The organism is Pseudomonas sp. A125, from assembly GCF_055409485.1.
The window spans coordinates 168,575-182,258 of sequence record NZ_JBUZVP010000007.1 but is presented as its reverse complement, the minus strand read 5'-3'; the positions used below and the strand labels follow the sequence as shown (position 1 = coordinate 182,258).

Here is a 13,684-nt window from a genome sequence, read left to right as displayed (position 1 = left end):
ACCGCTGCTTAGTTGAGCGCCTAAGCATAACGGGACTTGAGTGAAACATTCATCATCACATCTGCGATTTGGCCTCCCGGCACCAAGCTGCTTATCATGGCGGGCCAAAATGATTTCAAGAGTTACTTATGCGCCGCCTGCTCACCGGCTGTTTCGTCACATTGCTGCTATTGCTCAACACCCTCGTCCTGTTCGGGCCGTTGATGGTGTTTGCCTTGCTCAAGCTGGTGGCCCCCGGTCGCTTTCGCGACTACGCCTCCCGGGCCGTCATGTGGATCGCTGAAACCTGGGCCGAGATCGACAAGCTGATCTTTGCCCTGTGCATCCCTACCCAGTGGGATATTCGCGGCGGCGACGACCTGCGCGGCGATACTTCCTACCTAGTGATCAGCAATCATCAATCGTGGGTCGACATTCCGGCGCTGATCCAGGCCCTCAATCGCCGCACCCCGTTCTTCAAGTTCTTCCTGAAAAAGGAACTGATCTGGGTGCCGTTCCTGGGCCTGGCCTGGTGGGCCCTGGATTACCCGTTCATGAAGCGCTACACCAGGGCATTCCTGGCCAAACATCCGGAGTTGGCGGGCCAGGACCTCAAGATCACCAAGGAGGCCTGCGAGCTGTTCAAGCGCCAGCCGGTCACGGTGGTCAATTACCTGGAAGGTACGCGGTTTAGCCCGGCCAAGCGCAAGCAGCAGGGTTCACCCTTCGAGCGCCTGCTCAAGCCCAAGGCGGGCGGCGTGGCATTCGTGTTGGCCGCAATGGGCGAACAATTGGATGCGGTGCTCGACGTCACCGTGGTTTATCCACAAGAGAATATTCCGGGTTTCTGGGACTTGATCAGCGGCGCAGTGCCGACGGTGATCGTTGATATCCGCACCCGAGAGCTGGATCCGGCGTTGTGGCAGGGGGATTACGAGAACGATCCGGCGTTTCGCCAGACCGTCCAGAACTGGGTCAACCAGCTCTGGATGGAGAAGGATGCGCGCATCGCCCAACTGCGCGCGCAGCAGCCTTAGCCGCCAGTGCCCCAGGCCGAAGCCAGTTTGCCCAGCACCGATTCGCTGGCGCCCTGGCCGCCCAGGTATTTGAGGATAACCGGCGCAAACTGGCCCACCATCCCACTGTCCATGCCCAAGGCGCTGAACGCGGTGTTCAGGTCGCTGGTGTTCTTGACGTTACCCAATACGCCGTCCAGGCCCGAGGTCTTGCTGCCGCCGCTCTGACCGAGCATGCCGCTCAGGGCGCCGAGGCTGCCCAGGGAGTTGCTGCCGGAGAGCTTGTCCAGGCCCGGTACGCTCTGGGTCAGTTGCGAGTAATCACCGCCGCCCAATTTATTCTTGGCCAGGCCCAGCATCGCGCCGGTACCGCCGACGGCTTGCTCAGGGGTCACGTTCAATTGCGAGGTCAGGGCGCCCAGCAGACCAGCCGTCTGGGACGTGGGCGCAGCCGCTGCCGCCTTGTCGCCACCCTGTGCACCGGACACCGCGTTGGCTACGTCGCCAAGGCTGAAACCTGCTGCGAACACCGGGCTGGCCGCTACGGTCAACAGGCAGGACAGGGCAAAACCGCGTGAAATCTTCATCAAGACAACCTCTGAAAGTAAGCGCTAAAAGCAGGGCTTTGACTGGGTACGCCGAAGGATTGTTCCCTCCTGACAGATTAGTTCAGAAAACCACTGCATCCGATTCGTCCTGCGCTGCGTATATCCACCACGAGCCGCACGGAGGTAGATGGAATGAATGCCCAAGCTGGACTAACCTCAGCCTGCCCTCTTTACCGTGCGCCGTCCCATCGCCCTGTTGCAAGTGCCTGGAGAAGCCCCATTTCGACTCACGATGCCGATCAGCTACGGCAATTGCTGGCCCAGTGTTCCCTGGGTAACCGCCAGGCGTTCGAAACGCTCTACCGCAGCGTTTCCCCGCGTTTGCACGGTGTCGCCTTGCGGTTCATGGGCCGCCAGGACCTGGCCGAGGAAGTGTTGCAGGAGAGCTTCGTGCGTATCTGGTTCAACGCCTCGCGCTACGAGGCCCACCTGTCGGCGCCGCTGACCTGGATGGTTAACATCACGCGCAACCTGGCCATCGACCAGTTGCGCAAACACCGCGAGCTACCCTTGGGCGAAGGCCAGGAAGAGGCCATGGCCGACGAAAGCCCCAGTGCCCATGAACGCCTCGACAGCGAGCGCGAAGCCCACGCCCTGAACCGCTGCCTCGACAGCCTTGAGGGCATGCAGCGCCAATCGATCACCGTGGCTTACTTCCAGGGCTTGTCATGCTCGGAATTGGCCGACCACCTGGCCGCGCCCCTGGGCTCGGTCAAATCCTGGATTCGCCGCGGCATGGAGCGCTTGCGCAGGTGCCTTGAATCATGAACTACCAGACCACGTCCCTGCGCCGCGCCCTCGCGGCGGATTACGCCATCGGGCTGATGCCCGCCACTGCGCGGCGGCGCTTTGAAGCACTGCTGCAGGACGATGCAGCGCTGCGCATCGAACTCGGTCACTGGCAGGATGCCCTCACCAGCCTTACCGGACCGCTGCCTGAACGGCCGGTGCCGGATCATGTGTGGCAAGGGATCAAGGCGCGCATTGAGCCGCAAGTGCTGCATATGCCGGCGAAGAGACCGTTCTGGATGAACCTGCGGTTGCTGGCAGCGGCGTGCGGGGTGGTGATCGCGGTGTTGGTGGGTGTGTTGTACCAGCGCGACCTTGGGGTGGAATACAACGCCACGCTGGTGGCAGCTGATCAGCAGCCTGCGTTGAAGATCCAGGCGTATGCGGACCATCTGCAGGTGGAGCCGCTGGCCCTGGCGGCCGTGGAGCCGGCCCGCGCGTTGGAATTGTGGGCAATCCCAGCGGGTGGCAAACCGATCTCGCTGGGGTTGGTGCCGGTGTCGGGTAAAGGCCGGATTCAGTTGAGCAAGGAACAGCAGGCGTTGCTGACGGCGCCGATGACCCTGGCGGTAAGTCTTGAGCCTCAGGGTGGCTCGCCGACCGGGCAACCCACAGGGCCGGTGCTGTATCAGGGCCAATTGGCATCAATTTGATCCAGGGTTCAAGGCGATAGGTGAGGAACCGATTGGCATTACCTGGGTCCATGAAAGACTACAAAACATGTCAGGAAGAGCCTAATGACTGCGATCAACCCCCAAGTGATTGAGCAAAAGCCTTCATTCTGGAGCCGCCCACGCCTGTTCATCGGCGCCTGTTTGGTGGTAGTGGCAGGCGTCGCAGGCGCGCTCTACACCCAGGACAGCGTCAAGTCTGCCGCACTGCTGGTGAATACCACCCAGCAACCGGCCACGCAGATCGTGACTCACAAGGATTACCTCGAAGTGCAGCCGATTGCCGCCACCGCACCGGCCCCGGGCCAAAGCCTGGAACTGTGGGCCGTCCCGGCTGACGGTGCGCCGGTGTCACTGGGCCTGTTGCCGGAAGACGGCAAAGGCATTATTGGCATCAACCCGCGCCAGCAGGAGTCCATCAGCAAGCCGGTGACACTGATGGTCAGTTCAGAGCCCAAAGGCGGCTCGGTGAGCAAGCAGCCGACGGGGCCAACGGTGTATCAGGGGGCTTTGGCGATTCGCTGAGTGACCCTCCCTGCCTCAGACGCAAAAAAGGCGACCCCAGGTCGCCTTTTTATTGCCCGCGATTTAAGCCGCGCTGAACATCTTGTGCGGATCGATCACAAACTTCTTCGGCACGCCCGCATCGAACTCGCCGTAACCGCGCGGCGCGTCATCCAGGCTGATGACTTCCACGCCCACAATGTCGGCAATCTTGATCCGGTCCCACATGATCGCCTGCATCAACTGGCGGTTGTACTTCATCACCGGCGTTTGCCCGGTGTGGAAGCTGTGGGATTTAGCCCAGCCCAAACCAAAGCGAATGCTCAGGCTGCCCATTTTCGCGGCCGCATCCACAGCACCCGGATCTTCAGTCACGTACAGGCCCGGAATACCGATTTTGCCGGCCACCCGCACCACGCCCATCAACGAGTTGAGTACGGTTGCCGGGGCTTCGTGCTTGACGCCGTCATGCCCGTGGCCGCGCGCTTCAAAGCCCACCGCGTCCACCGCGCAATCCACTTCCGGCTCGCCCAACAGCGCGGCGATTTGCTCGTGCAGCGGCGTGTCTTTCGACAGGTCGGCAATTTCAAAACCCTGGGCCTTGGCGTGGGCCAGGCGAATCGGGTTCACGTCACCGATGATCACCACCGCGGCGCCCAACAGGCGAGCCGAGGCGGCAGCCGCCAGGCCGACAGGGCCGGCACCGGCCACATACACAGTGCTGCCTGGGCCAACACCGGCCGTGACGGCGCCGTGGTAACCGGTGGGCAGGATGTCGGAAAGGCACGTCAGGTCACGGATTTTCTCCATGGCGCGGTCGCGGTCCGGCAGTTTCAGCAGGTTGAAGTCGGCGTACGGCACCAGCGCGTATTCGGCCTGGCCACCAGTCCAGTCGCCCATGTCGACATAACCGTAGGCACCGCCTGGGCGGGCCGGGTTGACGCTCAGGCACACGCCGGTGTGCATTTCCTTGCAGGAGCGGCAACGGCCACACGCCACGTTGAACGGCACAGACACCAGGTCGCCGATTTTCAGGTTCTCGACGTCGCTGCCCTTCTCGATCACTTCGCCGGTGATTTCATGCCCCAGAACCAGGCCGGTCTGGGCAGTGGTGCGGCCGCGCACCATGTGTTGGTCGGAGCCGCAGATGTTGGTGGAGACCACGCGCAGGATGACGCCGTGCTCAATCTTCCTGCCACGGGGGTCCTGCATTTTGGGATAGTCGATTTTCTGTACTTCGACCTTGCCGTTGCCGAGATACACGACACCACGATTACCAGACATGCTTTCACCTCGCTGTTGTTTTTATGGAACCGCGTTGCCCAGGCAGGCAGCGCGTTAAAGTGCTCGGGTACAGATGCTGTTTTTGCGTTGTTTGTTGGGGCCTCATCGCAGGCAAGCCAGCTCCCACATTTTGATTTGTGAATACAGTCAAGTGTGGGAGCTGGCTTGCCTGCGATAGCGCCCGTCAGAGCACCACCGTGCGATTGGCGTTCAAAAACACCCGCCGCTCAATGTGATACCCCACGGCCCTGGCCAGGGTCAGGCCTTCAATATCCCGCCCCTTGGCAATCAAATCCTCCGGGTAGTGACTGTGGTCCACCACTTCCACACCCTGGGCGATGATCGGGCCTTCGTCCAAATCGTTGTTGATGTAATGCGCCGTGGCGCCCACCAGTTTCACGCCCTTGTTGTACGCCTGGTGATACGGCTTGGCGCCCTTGAAACCCGGCAGTAGGGAGTGGTGGATGTTGATCGCTTTGCCATCGAGCTTGCGGCACAGGTCCGGCGACAGCACTTGCATGTAGCGCGCAAGGATCACCAGTTCGGCACCCGACTCTTCGACCACCTGCCACACCTGCCGCTCCTGCGACGGTTTGTCGTTGGGGTCCAGGGGGAAGTGGTAGTAGGGAATCTGGTGCCAGTCGGCCAGGGGCTTGAGGTCGGGGTGGTTGGAGACCACGGCCACCACGTCCATCGACAGTTGGCCGATGCGTTGGCGGTAGAGCAAATCGTTGAGGCAGTGATCGGCCTTGGAGACCATGATCACCACTTTGGGCCGGTAGTTCGGCGCGGTCAGTTCGAAGATCATGCCGAAGGCTTCGCCGCGGGTGGCCAGGCCATCGCGGAAGGCTTGTTCGTCGAAGCCGTCGGGCTGGCGAAACTCCACGCGGATGAAGAAGCGGCCCGAGAGCCGGTCATCAAAGGAATGGTGTTCGGTGACGTAGCAGCCCTGCTCGAACAGATAGCGGGTTACCGCGTCCACCGTGCCGAGCACGCTGGGGCAGTCGGCGGTCAAAATCCATGTGTCGGGTACGCGGCTCATTACGGGTAACTCCTCAAACAACTCAGGCAACGCGCCCTCTGTGATCTCACCGACGCCATCGCCGGCGAGCCGGGCTCCTACAAGGTGAGCGTCCTATCAGGCTTCGACGGCCAGGCCATACTCAGCCGCTGCATCCTGCAACCACAGCCACCAGTAATCCGAAAAGCTGCGACGAATCACCAGCTCCCAGGTGTCTTGCGCGGTATGGCGAATCACCAGTTGCGACTTGGCGAACACCGTGCCAATTGCCTTGCCGACCGGAAAGCTGTCGGGGTGCACGTCATAGCTGGTGGATTTCATCAGCACATCGCGCACGTTCGGGCCGCTGAGTTCGAGAATCTGCTGGCCGCCGCTGACGTTGACGATCTGGATATGCAACTCGCCCAGCGCCTCGCGCAGGCTTTTCTCGGCGGCGAATTCTTCACCGCTCGGCACTACCAGCAACCACTCATCCGGGCCCAGCCATTGCAGGCTGGTTTCACCCTTGACGATAACGGCCAGGGCGCCGGGCAATTCGATGCCCAAGGCCTTGTGCACGCCGGCGGCGAAGGCAGCGTCATGACCATCACCACGAATGGTCAGATGGCCCAGCAGTTTCTTTTCGCGCACGGTCACGCCGGCGTTCTTGCGGCCCTTGCCAACCAGACTGGCGAGGTCGGCATGGTGCAGCGACGACTCGGCCTTGGCGCCGGAGGTGGGGCGTTGTTGGTAAACATTGGCTGCGGTCATAAAGCACCTGTTTGAATTCTGTAGGTCTTGCGGTGACTGTTCTGGCCTCATCGCGGGCAAGCCCGGCTCCCACATTGTTGAATTGCGAACACCTTCAAATGTGGGAGCTGGCTTGCCTGCGATGCAGACGACTCGGCCTGTCAGATGTTCTGACGATCGCCTTTAGGATCAAAGAACACCGAAGAAACAATCTGCGCCTCGATCACGCTGCCATCCGCCAGCGGCGCAAACACCCGCTCGCCGATGCGCTTCAAGCCGCCCTTGACCACGCCCATCGCAAACGAATAGCCAAGGGAGTTATGGGCATAACTTGAGGTGACGTGGCCGACCATTTTCATCGGGATCGTCTGCTTGGTGTCGAACACCAACTGCGCGCCTTCCGGCAGCCATACATTCGGGTCAACCGGCTTGAGCCCGACAAGCTGCTTGCGGTCTTCACGCACGCAATCTTCGCGATTCATCCCGCGCCAGCCGAGCCACGAGAACGGTTTGGTACGGCCTACACACCAGCCCATGTTCAGGTCGTCCGGGGTCATCGAGCCGTCGGTGTCCTGGCCGACGATGATGAAACCCTTCTCGGCACGCAGCACGTGCATGGTCTCGGTGCCGTACGGCGTCAGGTTGTATTGCTTGCCGGCCTCGACGATTTTTTCGAGCACGCCCATGGCGTAGTCGGCCTGCACGTTGACTTCGTACGACAGCTCACCGGTAAACGAAATCCGGAACACCCGCGCCGGCACACCGCCCACCAAACCTTCTTTCCAGGTCATGAACGGGAAACCGTCCTTGTCCAGGTCGATGTCGGTAACTTCGCTCAACAGCTTGCGGCTGTTGGGGCCGGACAAGGTCATGGTCGCCCAGTGGTCGGTGACCGAGGTGAAGTACACCTTGAGGTCTGGCCACTCGGTCTGCTGGTAGATTTCCAGCCACTGCAGCACGCGTGCTGCGCCGCCGGTGGTGGTGGTCATCAGGAAGTGGTTATCGGCGAGGCAGGCCGTGACGCCGTCGTCGAAGACCATCCCGTCTTCCTTGCACATCAGGCCGTAGCGGGCCTTGCCCACGTCGAGCTTGGTCCAGGCGTTGCTGTAGATGCGGTTGAGGAACTCGCGGGCATCCGGGCCTTGAATGTCGATCTTGCCGAGGGTCGACGCATCCAGCAGGCCGACACTGTCGCGCACGGCCAGGCATTCGCGTTTCACGGCGGCGTGCAGGTCTTCACCGTTGCGCGGGAAATACCATGGGCGTTTCCACTGGCCGACGTCTTCAAACTCGGCGCCGTTTTTCACGTGCCAGGCTTGCAGCGCGGTGTAGCGCACCGGCTCGAAGATGTGCCCACAGTGGCGGCCTGCTACCGCGCCGAAGGTCACCGGCGTGTAGTTGGGACGGAACATGGTGGTGCCCATCTGCGCGATGGTCACGTTCAGCGAGCGGGCCGCGATGGCCAGGCCGTTGACGTTGCCGAGCTTGCCCTGGTCGGTACCAAAACCCAGTGCGGTGTAGCGTTTGACGTGCTCCACCGACTCGAAACCTTCGCGGGTGGCGAGTTCGATGGCGGCCGCGGTGACGTCGTTTTGCAGGTCGACAAATTGCTTCGGCGCCCGTGCGGTAGCTTTTTCGTGAGGCACCTGGAACAACGCCAGGGTCGGTTCTTCCAGACGGCTCAAGGATTTCGGAAGCGTGCCTTCCACCGGCGCAAACCCGGCTTCGCTGGCAGCGCGCACGCCACCTTCAAAACCATCGGCCAGGGAATCGCCCAGGCCGTACACCCCATTGATACCACCGACGCACACGCGTTTCTGCGGTGCTTCGCCCGGCACGAAACCGAGGATGTCTTCACGCCAGGTCGGCTTGCCGCCCAGGTGCGAGGCCAGGTGGACCACCGGGCTGTAGCCGCCGGAGCTGGCGACCAGGTCGCAGTCCAGCCACTCGCCGGGGCTGGTGACTTTATGCGCGTTGACGTCGATAGCAGCCACGCGGGCGCCAGTGACGTGCTTGCTGCCACGGGCTTCGATCACCGCGCTGCCGGTGAGGATACGGATGCCTTTGGCGCGAGCTTCTTCAACCAGAGCGCCGCGTGGGTTGTGGCGCGCATCGGCCACAGCGACCACTGAAAGACCCGCGTCGTACCAGTCCAGCGCCACGCGGTAGGCATGGTCGTTGTTGGTCGACAGCACCAGCTTCTTGCCCGGTGCCACGCCGTAGCGACGCACATAAGTGGAGACCGCACCGGCCAGCATATTGCCCGGTACATCGTTGTTGCCATACACCAGCGGACGCTCGCACGCACCGGTGGCCAACACCACGCGCTTGGCGCGAATACGGTGGATGCGCTGACGCACCTGGCCAATCGGCGCACGGTCACCGAGGTGATCGGTGAGGCGCTCGTGGATGGTCAGGAAGTTATGGTCGTGGTAACCGTTGACGGTGGCGCGAGGCAGCAGCACCACGTCGGGCAGGGCTTTGAGTTCTGCGATCACACTGGCGACCCACTCGGCCGCCGGCTTGCCGTCGAGGCTTTCGCGAGAGTCCAGCAAGGAGCCGCCGAACTCTTCCTGCTCGTCCGCGATGATCACCCGTGCGCCACTGCGGGCAGCGGCCAGGGCAGCCGACAGACCGGCAGGGCCGGCGCCCACAATCAGCACGTCGCAGTGACGGTTCATGTAGTCGTAGGTGTCCGGGTCGTTCTCGGTCGGCGAGCGGCCAAGACCGGCTGCCTTGCGGATGTACTTCTCGTACGTCATCCAGAACGATTGCGGGTACATGAAGGTTTTGTAGTAGAAGCCCGGCGGCATCAGCTTGCCGCCGACCTTGCCGAGAATGCCCATCATGTCGTTGTTCACGCTCGGCCAGCCGTTGGTGCTGGTGGCGACCAACCCCTGGTACAGCGCCTGTTGCGTGGCGCGCACGTTGGGGATTTGCGTGGCTTCGGTAGCGCCGATCTGCAGCACCGCGTTCGGCTCCTCGGCACCGGCAGCAAAGATGCCGCGCGGGCGCGAATACTTGAAGCTGCGACCGATGATGTCAACGCCGTTGGCCAGCAGTGCAGCGGCCAGGGTGTCGCCTTCAAAGCCTTTGTAGCTCTGGCCGTTGAAGCTGAAGCTCAGGACTTTGTTGCGGTCGATCCGGCCACCGTTCGACAGGCGATTGATCTGGCTCATACCTTCTCTCCAGAAGCCTTGGCGGTGAATTGCGGCTTGGTGCCTATCTTGTAGGTTTCAAGAATTTCGTAGGTCACGGTGTCACGGGTCGCGTTGAAATACTGGCGGCAACCGGCGGCGTGAATCCACAGTTCGTGGTGCAGGCCGCGCGGGTTATCGCGAAAGAACATGTAGTCGCCCCACTGCTCGTCGGTGCAGGTGTTCGGGTCCAGCGGGCGCGGGATGTGCGCTTGGCCGGACGCGTGGAATTCCTCTTCGGAGCGCAGCTCAAAGCAGTGAGGACAGAAGATATGCAACATAGAGAATTTCTCCTGTTAGTGGGCGACGGCCGCAGCGCCGTGTTCGTCGATCAGCGCACCGTTGTGGAAACGGTCGATGGAGAAAGGTGCAGCCAACGGGTGCATTTCACCCTTGGCGAGGCTCGCAGCAAATACGTTGCCTGAGCCGGGGGTGGCCTTGAAGCCACCGGTGCCCCAACCGCAATTGAAGAACATGTTCGGGACCGGGGTCTTGGAGATGATCGGGCACGCATCCGGCGTGGTGTCGACGATGCCGCCCCACTGGCGGTTCATGCGTACGCGCGACAGCACCGGGAACATCTCGACGATGGCCTGGATGGTGTGTTCGATCACCGGGTACGAGCCGCGCTGGCCGTAGCCGTTGTAGCCGTCGATGCCGGCGCCGATCACCAGGTCGCCCTTGTCGGACTGGCTGATGTAGCCGTGCACGGCGTTGGACATGATCACGCTGTCGATGATCGGCTTGATCGGCTCCGACACCAGTGCTTGCAGCGGGTGGGATTCGATCGGCAGGCGAAAGCCTGCCAGCGACGCCATGTGCCCGGAGTTACCCGCCGTCACCACACCGACGCGCTTGGCGCCGATGAAACCCTTGTTGGTTTCCACGCCGATGCACACGCCGTTTTCCTTGCGAAAACCGATCACTTCGGTCTGCTGGATCAGGTCCACGCCCAGTGCGTCCGCCGCGCGGGCAAAGCCCCAGGCCACGGCATCGTGACGGGCCACGCCGCCGCGACGTTGCACGGTGGCGCCCATTACCGGGTAGCGGGTATTTTTCGAGCAGTCGAGGTACGGGATCTCGTCGGCCACTTGCTTGGCATTGAGCAGCTCGCCGTCCACACCGTTAAGGCGGTTGGCGCTGACGCGACGCTCGGAATCACGGATGTCTTGCAGGGTGTGGCACAGGTTATAGACGCCACGCTGGGAGAACATCACGTTGTAGTTCAAATCCTGGGACAACCCTTCCCACAGCTTCATCGCGTGTTCGTACAGGTGCGCCGACTCGTCCCACAGGTAGTTGGACCGCACGATGGTGGTGTTGCGCGCGGTGTTACCGCCGCCCAGCCAGCCTTTCTCGACCACGGCCACGTTGGTGATGCCGTGCTCTTTGGCCAAATAGTAAGCGGTCGCCAGACCATGCCCGCCGCCGCCGACGATGACCACGTCGTAGACCTTTTTAGGGGTCGGCGTGCGCCACATTTTCTGCCAGTTTTCGTGGTGGCTGAGTGAGTGCTTGAAGAGGCCGAAGCCTGAGTAGCGTTGCATAGTCATTACTCCAAAACCGCGCTCAGCGATAAACCGGGAAATCAGCGCACAGGGCGGCCACATGCTTGGCGACGTTGGCCTCCACATCGGCGTCGCCGAGGTTGTCGAGGATGTCGCAGATCCAGCCGGCCAGTTCCAGGCATTGGGTCACTTTAAAGCCACGTGTGGTCACCGCCGGGGTACCGATACGCAGGCCCGAGGTCACGAACGGCGACTGCGGGTCATTCGGCACGGCGTTCTTGTTGACGGTGATGTGGGCGCGACCGAGGGCGGCGTCCGCTTCTTTACCGGTGAGGCCCTGACGGATCAGGCTGACCAGGAACAAGTGGTTATCGGTGCCGCCGGACACTACATCGTAGCCGCGTTTGATAAACACGCCGGCCATGGCCTGGGCGTTGTCGATCACTTGCTGCTGGTAGACCTTGAAACCCGGCTCCTGGGCTTCCTTGAAGCACACCGCCTTGCCGGCGATCACGTGCATCAGCGGGCCGCCCTGGGCTCCCGGGAACACCGCAGAGTTGAGTTTCTTTTCAATTTCTTCGTTGGACTTGGCCAGGATCAACCCGCCACGTGGACCGCGCAGGGTCTTGTGGGTGGTGGTGGTGACCACATCGGCGTAGGGCAGCGGGTTCGGGTACAGACCGGCGGCCACCAGGCCGGCGACGTGGGCCATGTCGACGAACAGCAGCGCACCGACCTTGTCGGCGATCTGGCGAAAGCGCGGGAAATCCAGCGTCTTGGAGTAGGCGGAGAAACCGGCCACGACCATCTTCGGCTGGTGTTCCACGGCCAGGCGCTCGACTTCGTCGTAGTCGATCAGGCCAGTGGCGGTGTCGATGCCGTATTGCACCGCGTTGTACAGCTTGCCCGAGGACGACACTTTGGCGCCGTGGGTCAGGTGGCCGCCGTGGGCCAGGCTCATGCCGAGGATCGTGTCGCCGGCGTTCAACAGCGCCAGGTACACCGCGCTGTTGGCGGACGAACCGGAGTGCGGCTGCACGTTGGCGTAATCGGCGCCGAACAACTGCTTGGCGCGTTCGATGGCCAACACTTCAACCTTGTCCACGTGCTCGCAGCCACCGTAGTAGCGCTTGCCCGGATAACCTTCGGCGTATTTGTTGGTGAGGCCGCTGCCCTGGGCTTCCATGACGCGCTTGCTGGTGTAGTTCTCTGACGCGATCAGCTCGATATGATCTTCCTGGCGCTGCTCCTCGGCATTCATGGCCGCCAGCAGTGCATCGTCATAACCCTGGATCTGGTCTTGCTTGCTGAACATCGCGTCTCTCCCAGCATTTCGTCTTGTTGAGGCCCGTGCACGCGGCAGTGCCCTTTGATGCGATGGTAGGGCTGGTGCAGATAGACCAAATGCCTACGGACGCCACGCAAAGGTGCGTTTACGACATGGCCGGAGCAACACAGAACAAATGTAGGAGCGGGCTTGTGTGGGAGCTGGCTTGCCTGCGATAGCATCCCCTCGGTACAACGGGTACACCGCGGCGTCTGCATCGCAGGCAAGCCAGCTCCCACAAGGGTTAAACGATGATCTTTCGAAGGAGTAGCAGCAGCAGGAAATGCAGCGGATAGAGGGCATACGCCCAGCGCCGCATGGCGGGCGGGGACAGGTGTTTGCCCTGTCGCAACAAGACCAAACCGGCCAATGGCGCGATCAGGCATGTCGCCAATCCCAGGTAGGCGATCAGCGTGCCGCTCTGCAGCAAAATCTGCCATTGATTGGCGGCCAGGCACACCACACCCGGCAGCACACTGAAATACCAAGGCCGGCGAAACACCAGCAGCATTGCCAGCGGCAGCAATACGCCGAATACACCGAACATCAACTGCGACGAAAACGCCGCAGCCAATCCCACCGCGATCAGCGCCAATCCTCGATCAACCGTAGCCTTCTGCTGCCATCCTCGCGCAACCAGCATGCCCAGTGCCAGCGTCGGCAACACGTTCAGGGTATCGGCGTCGTTGATGAACAGGCGGTACGGCACTTCACTGATCACACTGAACAGCAACAACCAACCCAGATACCGCCAACGAGCAGGCGCCTGTCCGGCGCGGTGCAAATTCGCCGCAATCGCGAGGCAAAACCACGGGAATGCCAGGCGCCCCGGCACGTAGAGCCCGTCCAGGCTCAAACCGACATAGCGCAGGTGGTCCAGCACCATACTCAGCAGCGCCAGCCACTTGAGCAAGTCCAGGGCGCCATCGCGGACGCGGCTTACAGGAACGCGTTCAGAACCGTGCATAATTCCCCAATGACTTTGCATTAACAGTGCGTGCGCCCGCCCGACAATCTTGGGTAAAGTGCGCACCAACATCGACCACAGGAC

General features: G+C 61.8%; 13 protein-coding genes. 4 read left to right on the top strand and 9 right to left on the bottom strand.

Features of this window, described 5'->3' with window-relative positions; all coding sequences use genetic code 11:
* The first annotated feature begins 128 nt into the window (after positions 1–128).
* Complete coding sequence (locus tag ACZRN6_RS12010) at positions 129–1,016, top strand: acyltransferase (RefSeq protein WP_464008016.1); 888 nt, start codon at positions 129–131, stop codon at positions 1,014–1,016.
* Here ACZRN6_RS12010 and ACZRN6_RS12005 read toward each other — a convergent pair.
* Positions 1,013–1,582: a DUF2780 domain-containing protein gene (locus ACZRN6_RS12005; RefSeq protein WP_010167480.1), complete on the bottom strand. Its 570-nt coding sequence runs from the start codon at positions 1,580–1,582 to the stop codon at positions 1,013–1,015. The two genes, ACZRN6_RS12010 and ACZRN6_RS12005, sit on opposite strands and share 4 nt — an antisense overlap.
* Before the next feature lie 153 nt (positions 1,583–1,735).
* Here ACZRN6_RS12005 and ACZRN6_RS12000 point away from each other — a divergent pair, with 153 nt between their 5' ends.
* From ACZRN6_RS12000 to ACZRN6_RS11990, 3 genes are all read left to right on the top strand, one after another.
* A complete protein-coding gene (locus tag ACZRN6_RS12000) occupies positions 1,736–2,371 on the top strand; it encodes a sigma-70 family RNA polymerase sigma factor (protein ID WP_322148006.1) in 636 nt (211 codons plus the stop codon).
* A complete protein-coding gene (locus ACZRN6_RS11995) occupies positions 2,368–3,045 on the top strand; it encodes an anti-sigma factor (RefSeq protein ID WP_322148007.1) in 678 nt (225 codons plus the stop codon). The genes ACZRN6_RS12000 and ACZRN6_RS11995 overlap by 4 nt, the downstream gene beginning before the upstream one ends.
* 84 nt (positions 3,046–3,129) lie before the next feature.
* Positions 3,130–3,588 (top strand): anti-sigma factor, encoded by a 459-nt coding sequence (locus ACZRN6_RS11990; protein ID WP_322148009.1) that lies wholly within the window; start codon positions 3,130–3,132, stop codon positions 3,586–3,588.
* Positions 3,589–3,651: 63 nt separating this feature from the next.
* Here ACZRN6_RS11990 and fdhA read toward each other — a convergent pair whose 3' ends face one another.
* The 8 genes from fdhA to ACZRN6_RS11950 all read right to left on the bottom strand — a co-directional run bounded on the left by fdhA (position 3,652) and on the right by ACZRN6_RS11950 (position 13,600).
* Positions 3,652–4,851: a formaldehyde dehydrogenase, glutathione-independent gene (gene fdhA / locus ACZRN6_RS11985; protein ID WP_177087101.1), complete on the bottom strand. Its 1,200-nt coding sequence runs from the start codon at positions 4,849–4,851 to the stop codon at positions 3,652–3,654.
* Between the two features lie 184 nt (positions 4,852–5,035).
* Positions 5,036–5,893 carry a formyltetrahydrofolate deformylase gene (gene purU / locus ACZRN6_RS11980; RefSeq protein ID WP_322148012.1) on the bottom strand — a complete coding sequence of 286 codons (858 nt, stop codon included), beginning with the start codon at positions 5,891–5,893 and terminating at the stop codon, positions 5,036–5,038.
* Between the two features lie 96 nt (positions 5,894–5,989).
* On the bottom strand, positions 5,990–6,622 hold the full coding sequence (locus tag ACZRN6_RS11975; protein ID WP_464008015.1) for a sarcosine oxidase subunit gamma: 633 nt from the start codon (positions 6,620–6,622) through the stop codon (positions 5,990–5,992).
* 140 nt (positions 6,623–6,762) lie between these two features.
* Entirely contained in the window at positions 6,763–9,780 is a 3,018-nt protein-coding gene (locus ACZRN6_RS11970) for a sarcosine oxidase subunit alpha (RefSeq protein ID WP_322148014.1), read from the bottom strand.
* A complete protein-coding gene (locus ACZRN6_RS11965) occupies positions 9,777–10,079 on the bottom strand; it encodes a sarcosine oxidase subunit delta (protein ID WP_322148015.1) in 303 nt (100 codons plus the stop codon). The genes ACZRN6_RS11970 and ACZRN6_RS11965 overlap by 4 nt, the downstream gene beginning before the upstream one ends.
* A 15-nt stretch (positions 10,080–10,094) precedes the next feature.
* A complete protein-coding gene (locus tag ACZRN6_RS11960; protein ID WP_003209185.1) occupies positions 10,095–11,345 on the bottom strand; it encodes a sarcosine oxidase subunit beta in 1,251 nt (416 codons plus the stop codon).
* A 22-nt stretch (positions 11,346–11,367) separates the two neighbouring features.
* On the bottom strand, positions 11,368–12,621 hold the full coding sequence (gene glyA / locus ACZRN6_RS11955) for a serine hydroxymethyltransferase (RefSeq protein ID WP_322148017.1): 1,254 nt from the start codon (positions 12,619–12,621) through the stop codon (positions 11,368–11,370).
* A 256-nt stretch (positions 12,622–12,877) separates the two neighbouring features.
* Positions 12,878–13,600, bottom strand: a complete 723-nt coding sequence (locus ACZRN6_RS11950; protein WP_322148018.1) for a TraX family protein — start codon at positions 13,598–13,600, stop codon at positions 12,878–12,880.
* Positions 13,601–13,684 lie beyond the last annotated feature (84 nt).

Coding starts and splice junctions, on each gene's coding strand:
- ACZRN6_RS12010 (WP_464008016.1), top strand. CDS start 129: ATGCGCCGCCTGCTCACCGGCTGTTTCGTCACATTGCTGCTATTGCTC.
- ACZRN6_RS12005 (WP_010167480.1), bottom strand. CDS start 1,582: ATGAAGATTTCACGCGGTTTTGCCCTGTCCTGCCTGTTGACCGTAGCG.
- ACZRN6_RS12000 (WP_322148006.1), top strand. CDS start 1,736: ATGAATGCCCAAGCTGGACTAACCTCAGCCTGCCCTCTTTACCGTGCG.
- ACZRN6_RS11995 (WP_322148007.1), top strand. CDS start 2,368: ATGAACTACCAGACCACGTCCCTGCGCCGCGCCCTCGCGGCGGATTAC.
- ACZRN6_RS11990 (WP_322148009.1), top strand. CDS start 3,130: ATGACTGCGATCAACCCCCAAGTGATTGAGCAAAAGCCTTCATTCTGG.
- fdhA (WP_177087101.1), bottom strand. CDS start 4,851: ATGTCTGGTAATCGTGGTGTCGTGTATCTCGGCAACGGCAAGGTCGAA.
- purU (WP_322148012.1), bottom strand. CDS start 5,893: ATGAGCCGCGTACCCGACACATGGATTTTGACCGCCGACTGCCCCAGC.
- ACZRN6_RS11975 (WP_464008015.1), bottom strand. CDS start 6,622: ATGACCGCAGCCAATGTTTACCAACAACGCCCCACCTCCGGCGCCAAG.
- ACZRN6_RS11970 (WP_322148014.1), bottom strand. CDS start 9,780: ATGAGCCAGATCAATCGCCTGTCGAACGGTGGCCGGATCGACCGCAAC.
- ACZRN6_RS11965 (WP_322148015.1), bottom strand. CDS start 10,079: ATGTTGCATATCTTCTGTCCTCACTGCTTTGAGCTGCGCTCCGAAGAG.
- ACZRN6_RS11960 (WP_003209185.1), bottom strand. CDS start 11,345: ATGCAACGCTACTCAGGCTTCGGCCTCTTCAAGCACTCACTCAGCCAC.
- glyA (WP_322148017.1), bottom strand. CDS start 12,621: ATGTTCAGCAAGCAAGACCAGATCCAGGGTTATGACGATGCACTGCTG.
- ACZRN6_RS11950 (WP_322148018.1), bottom strand. CDS start 13,600: ATGCACGGTTCTGAACGCGTTCCTGTAAGCCGCGTCCGCGATGGCGCC.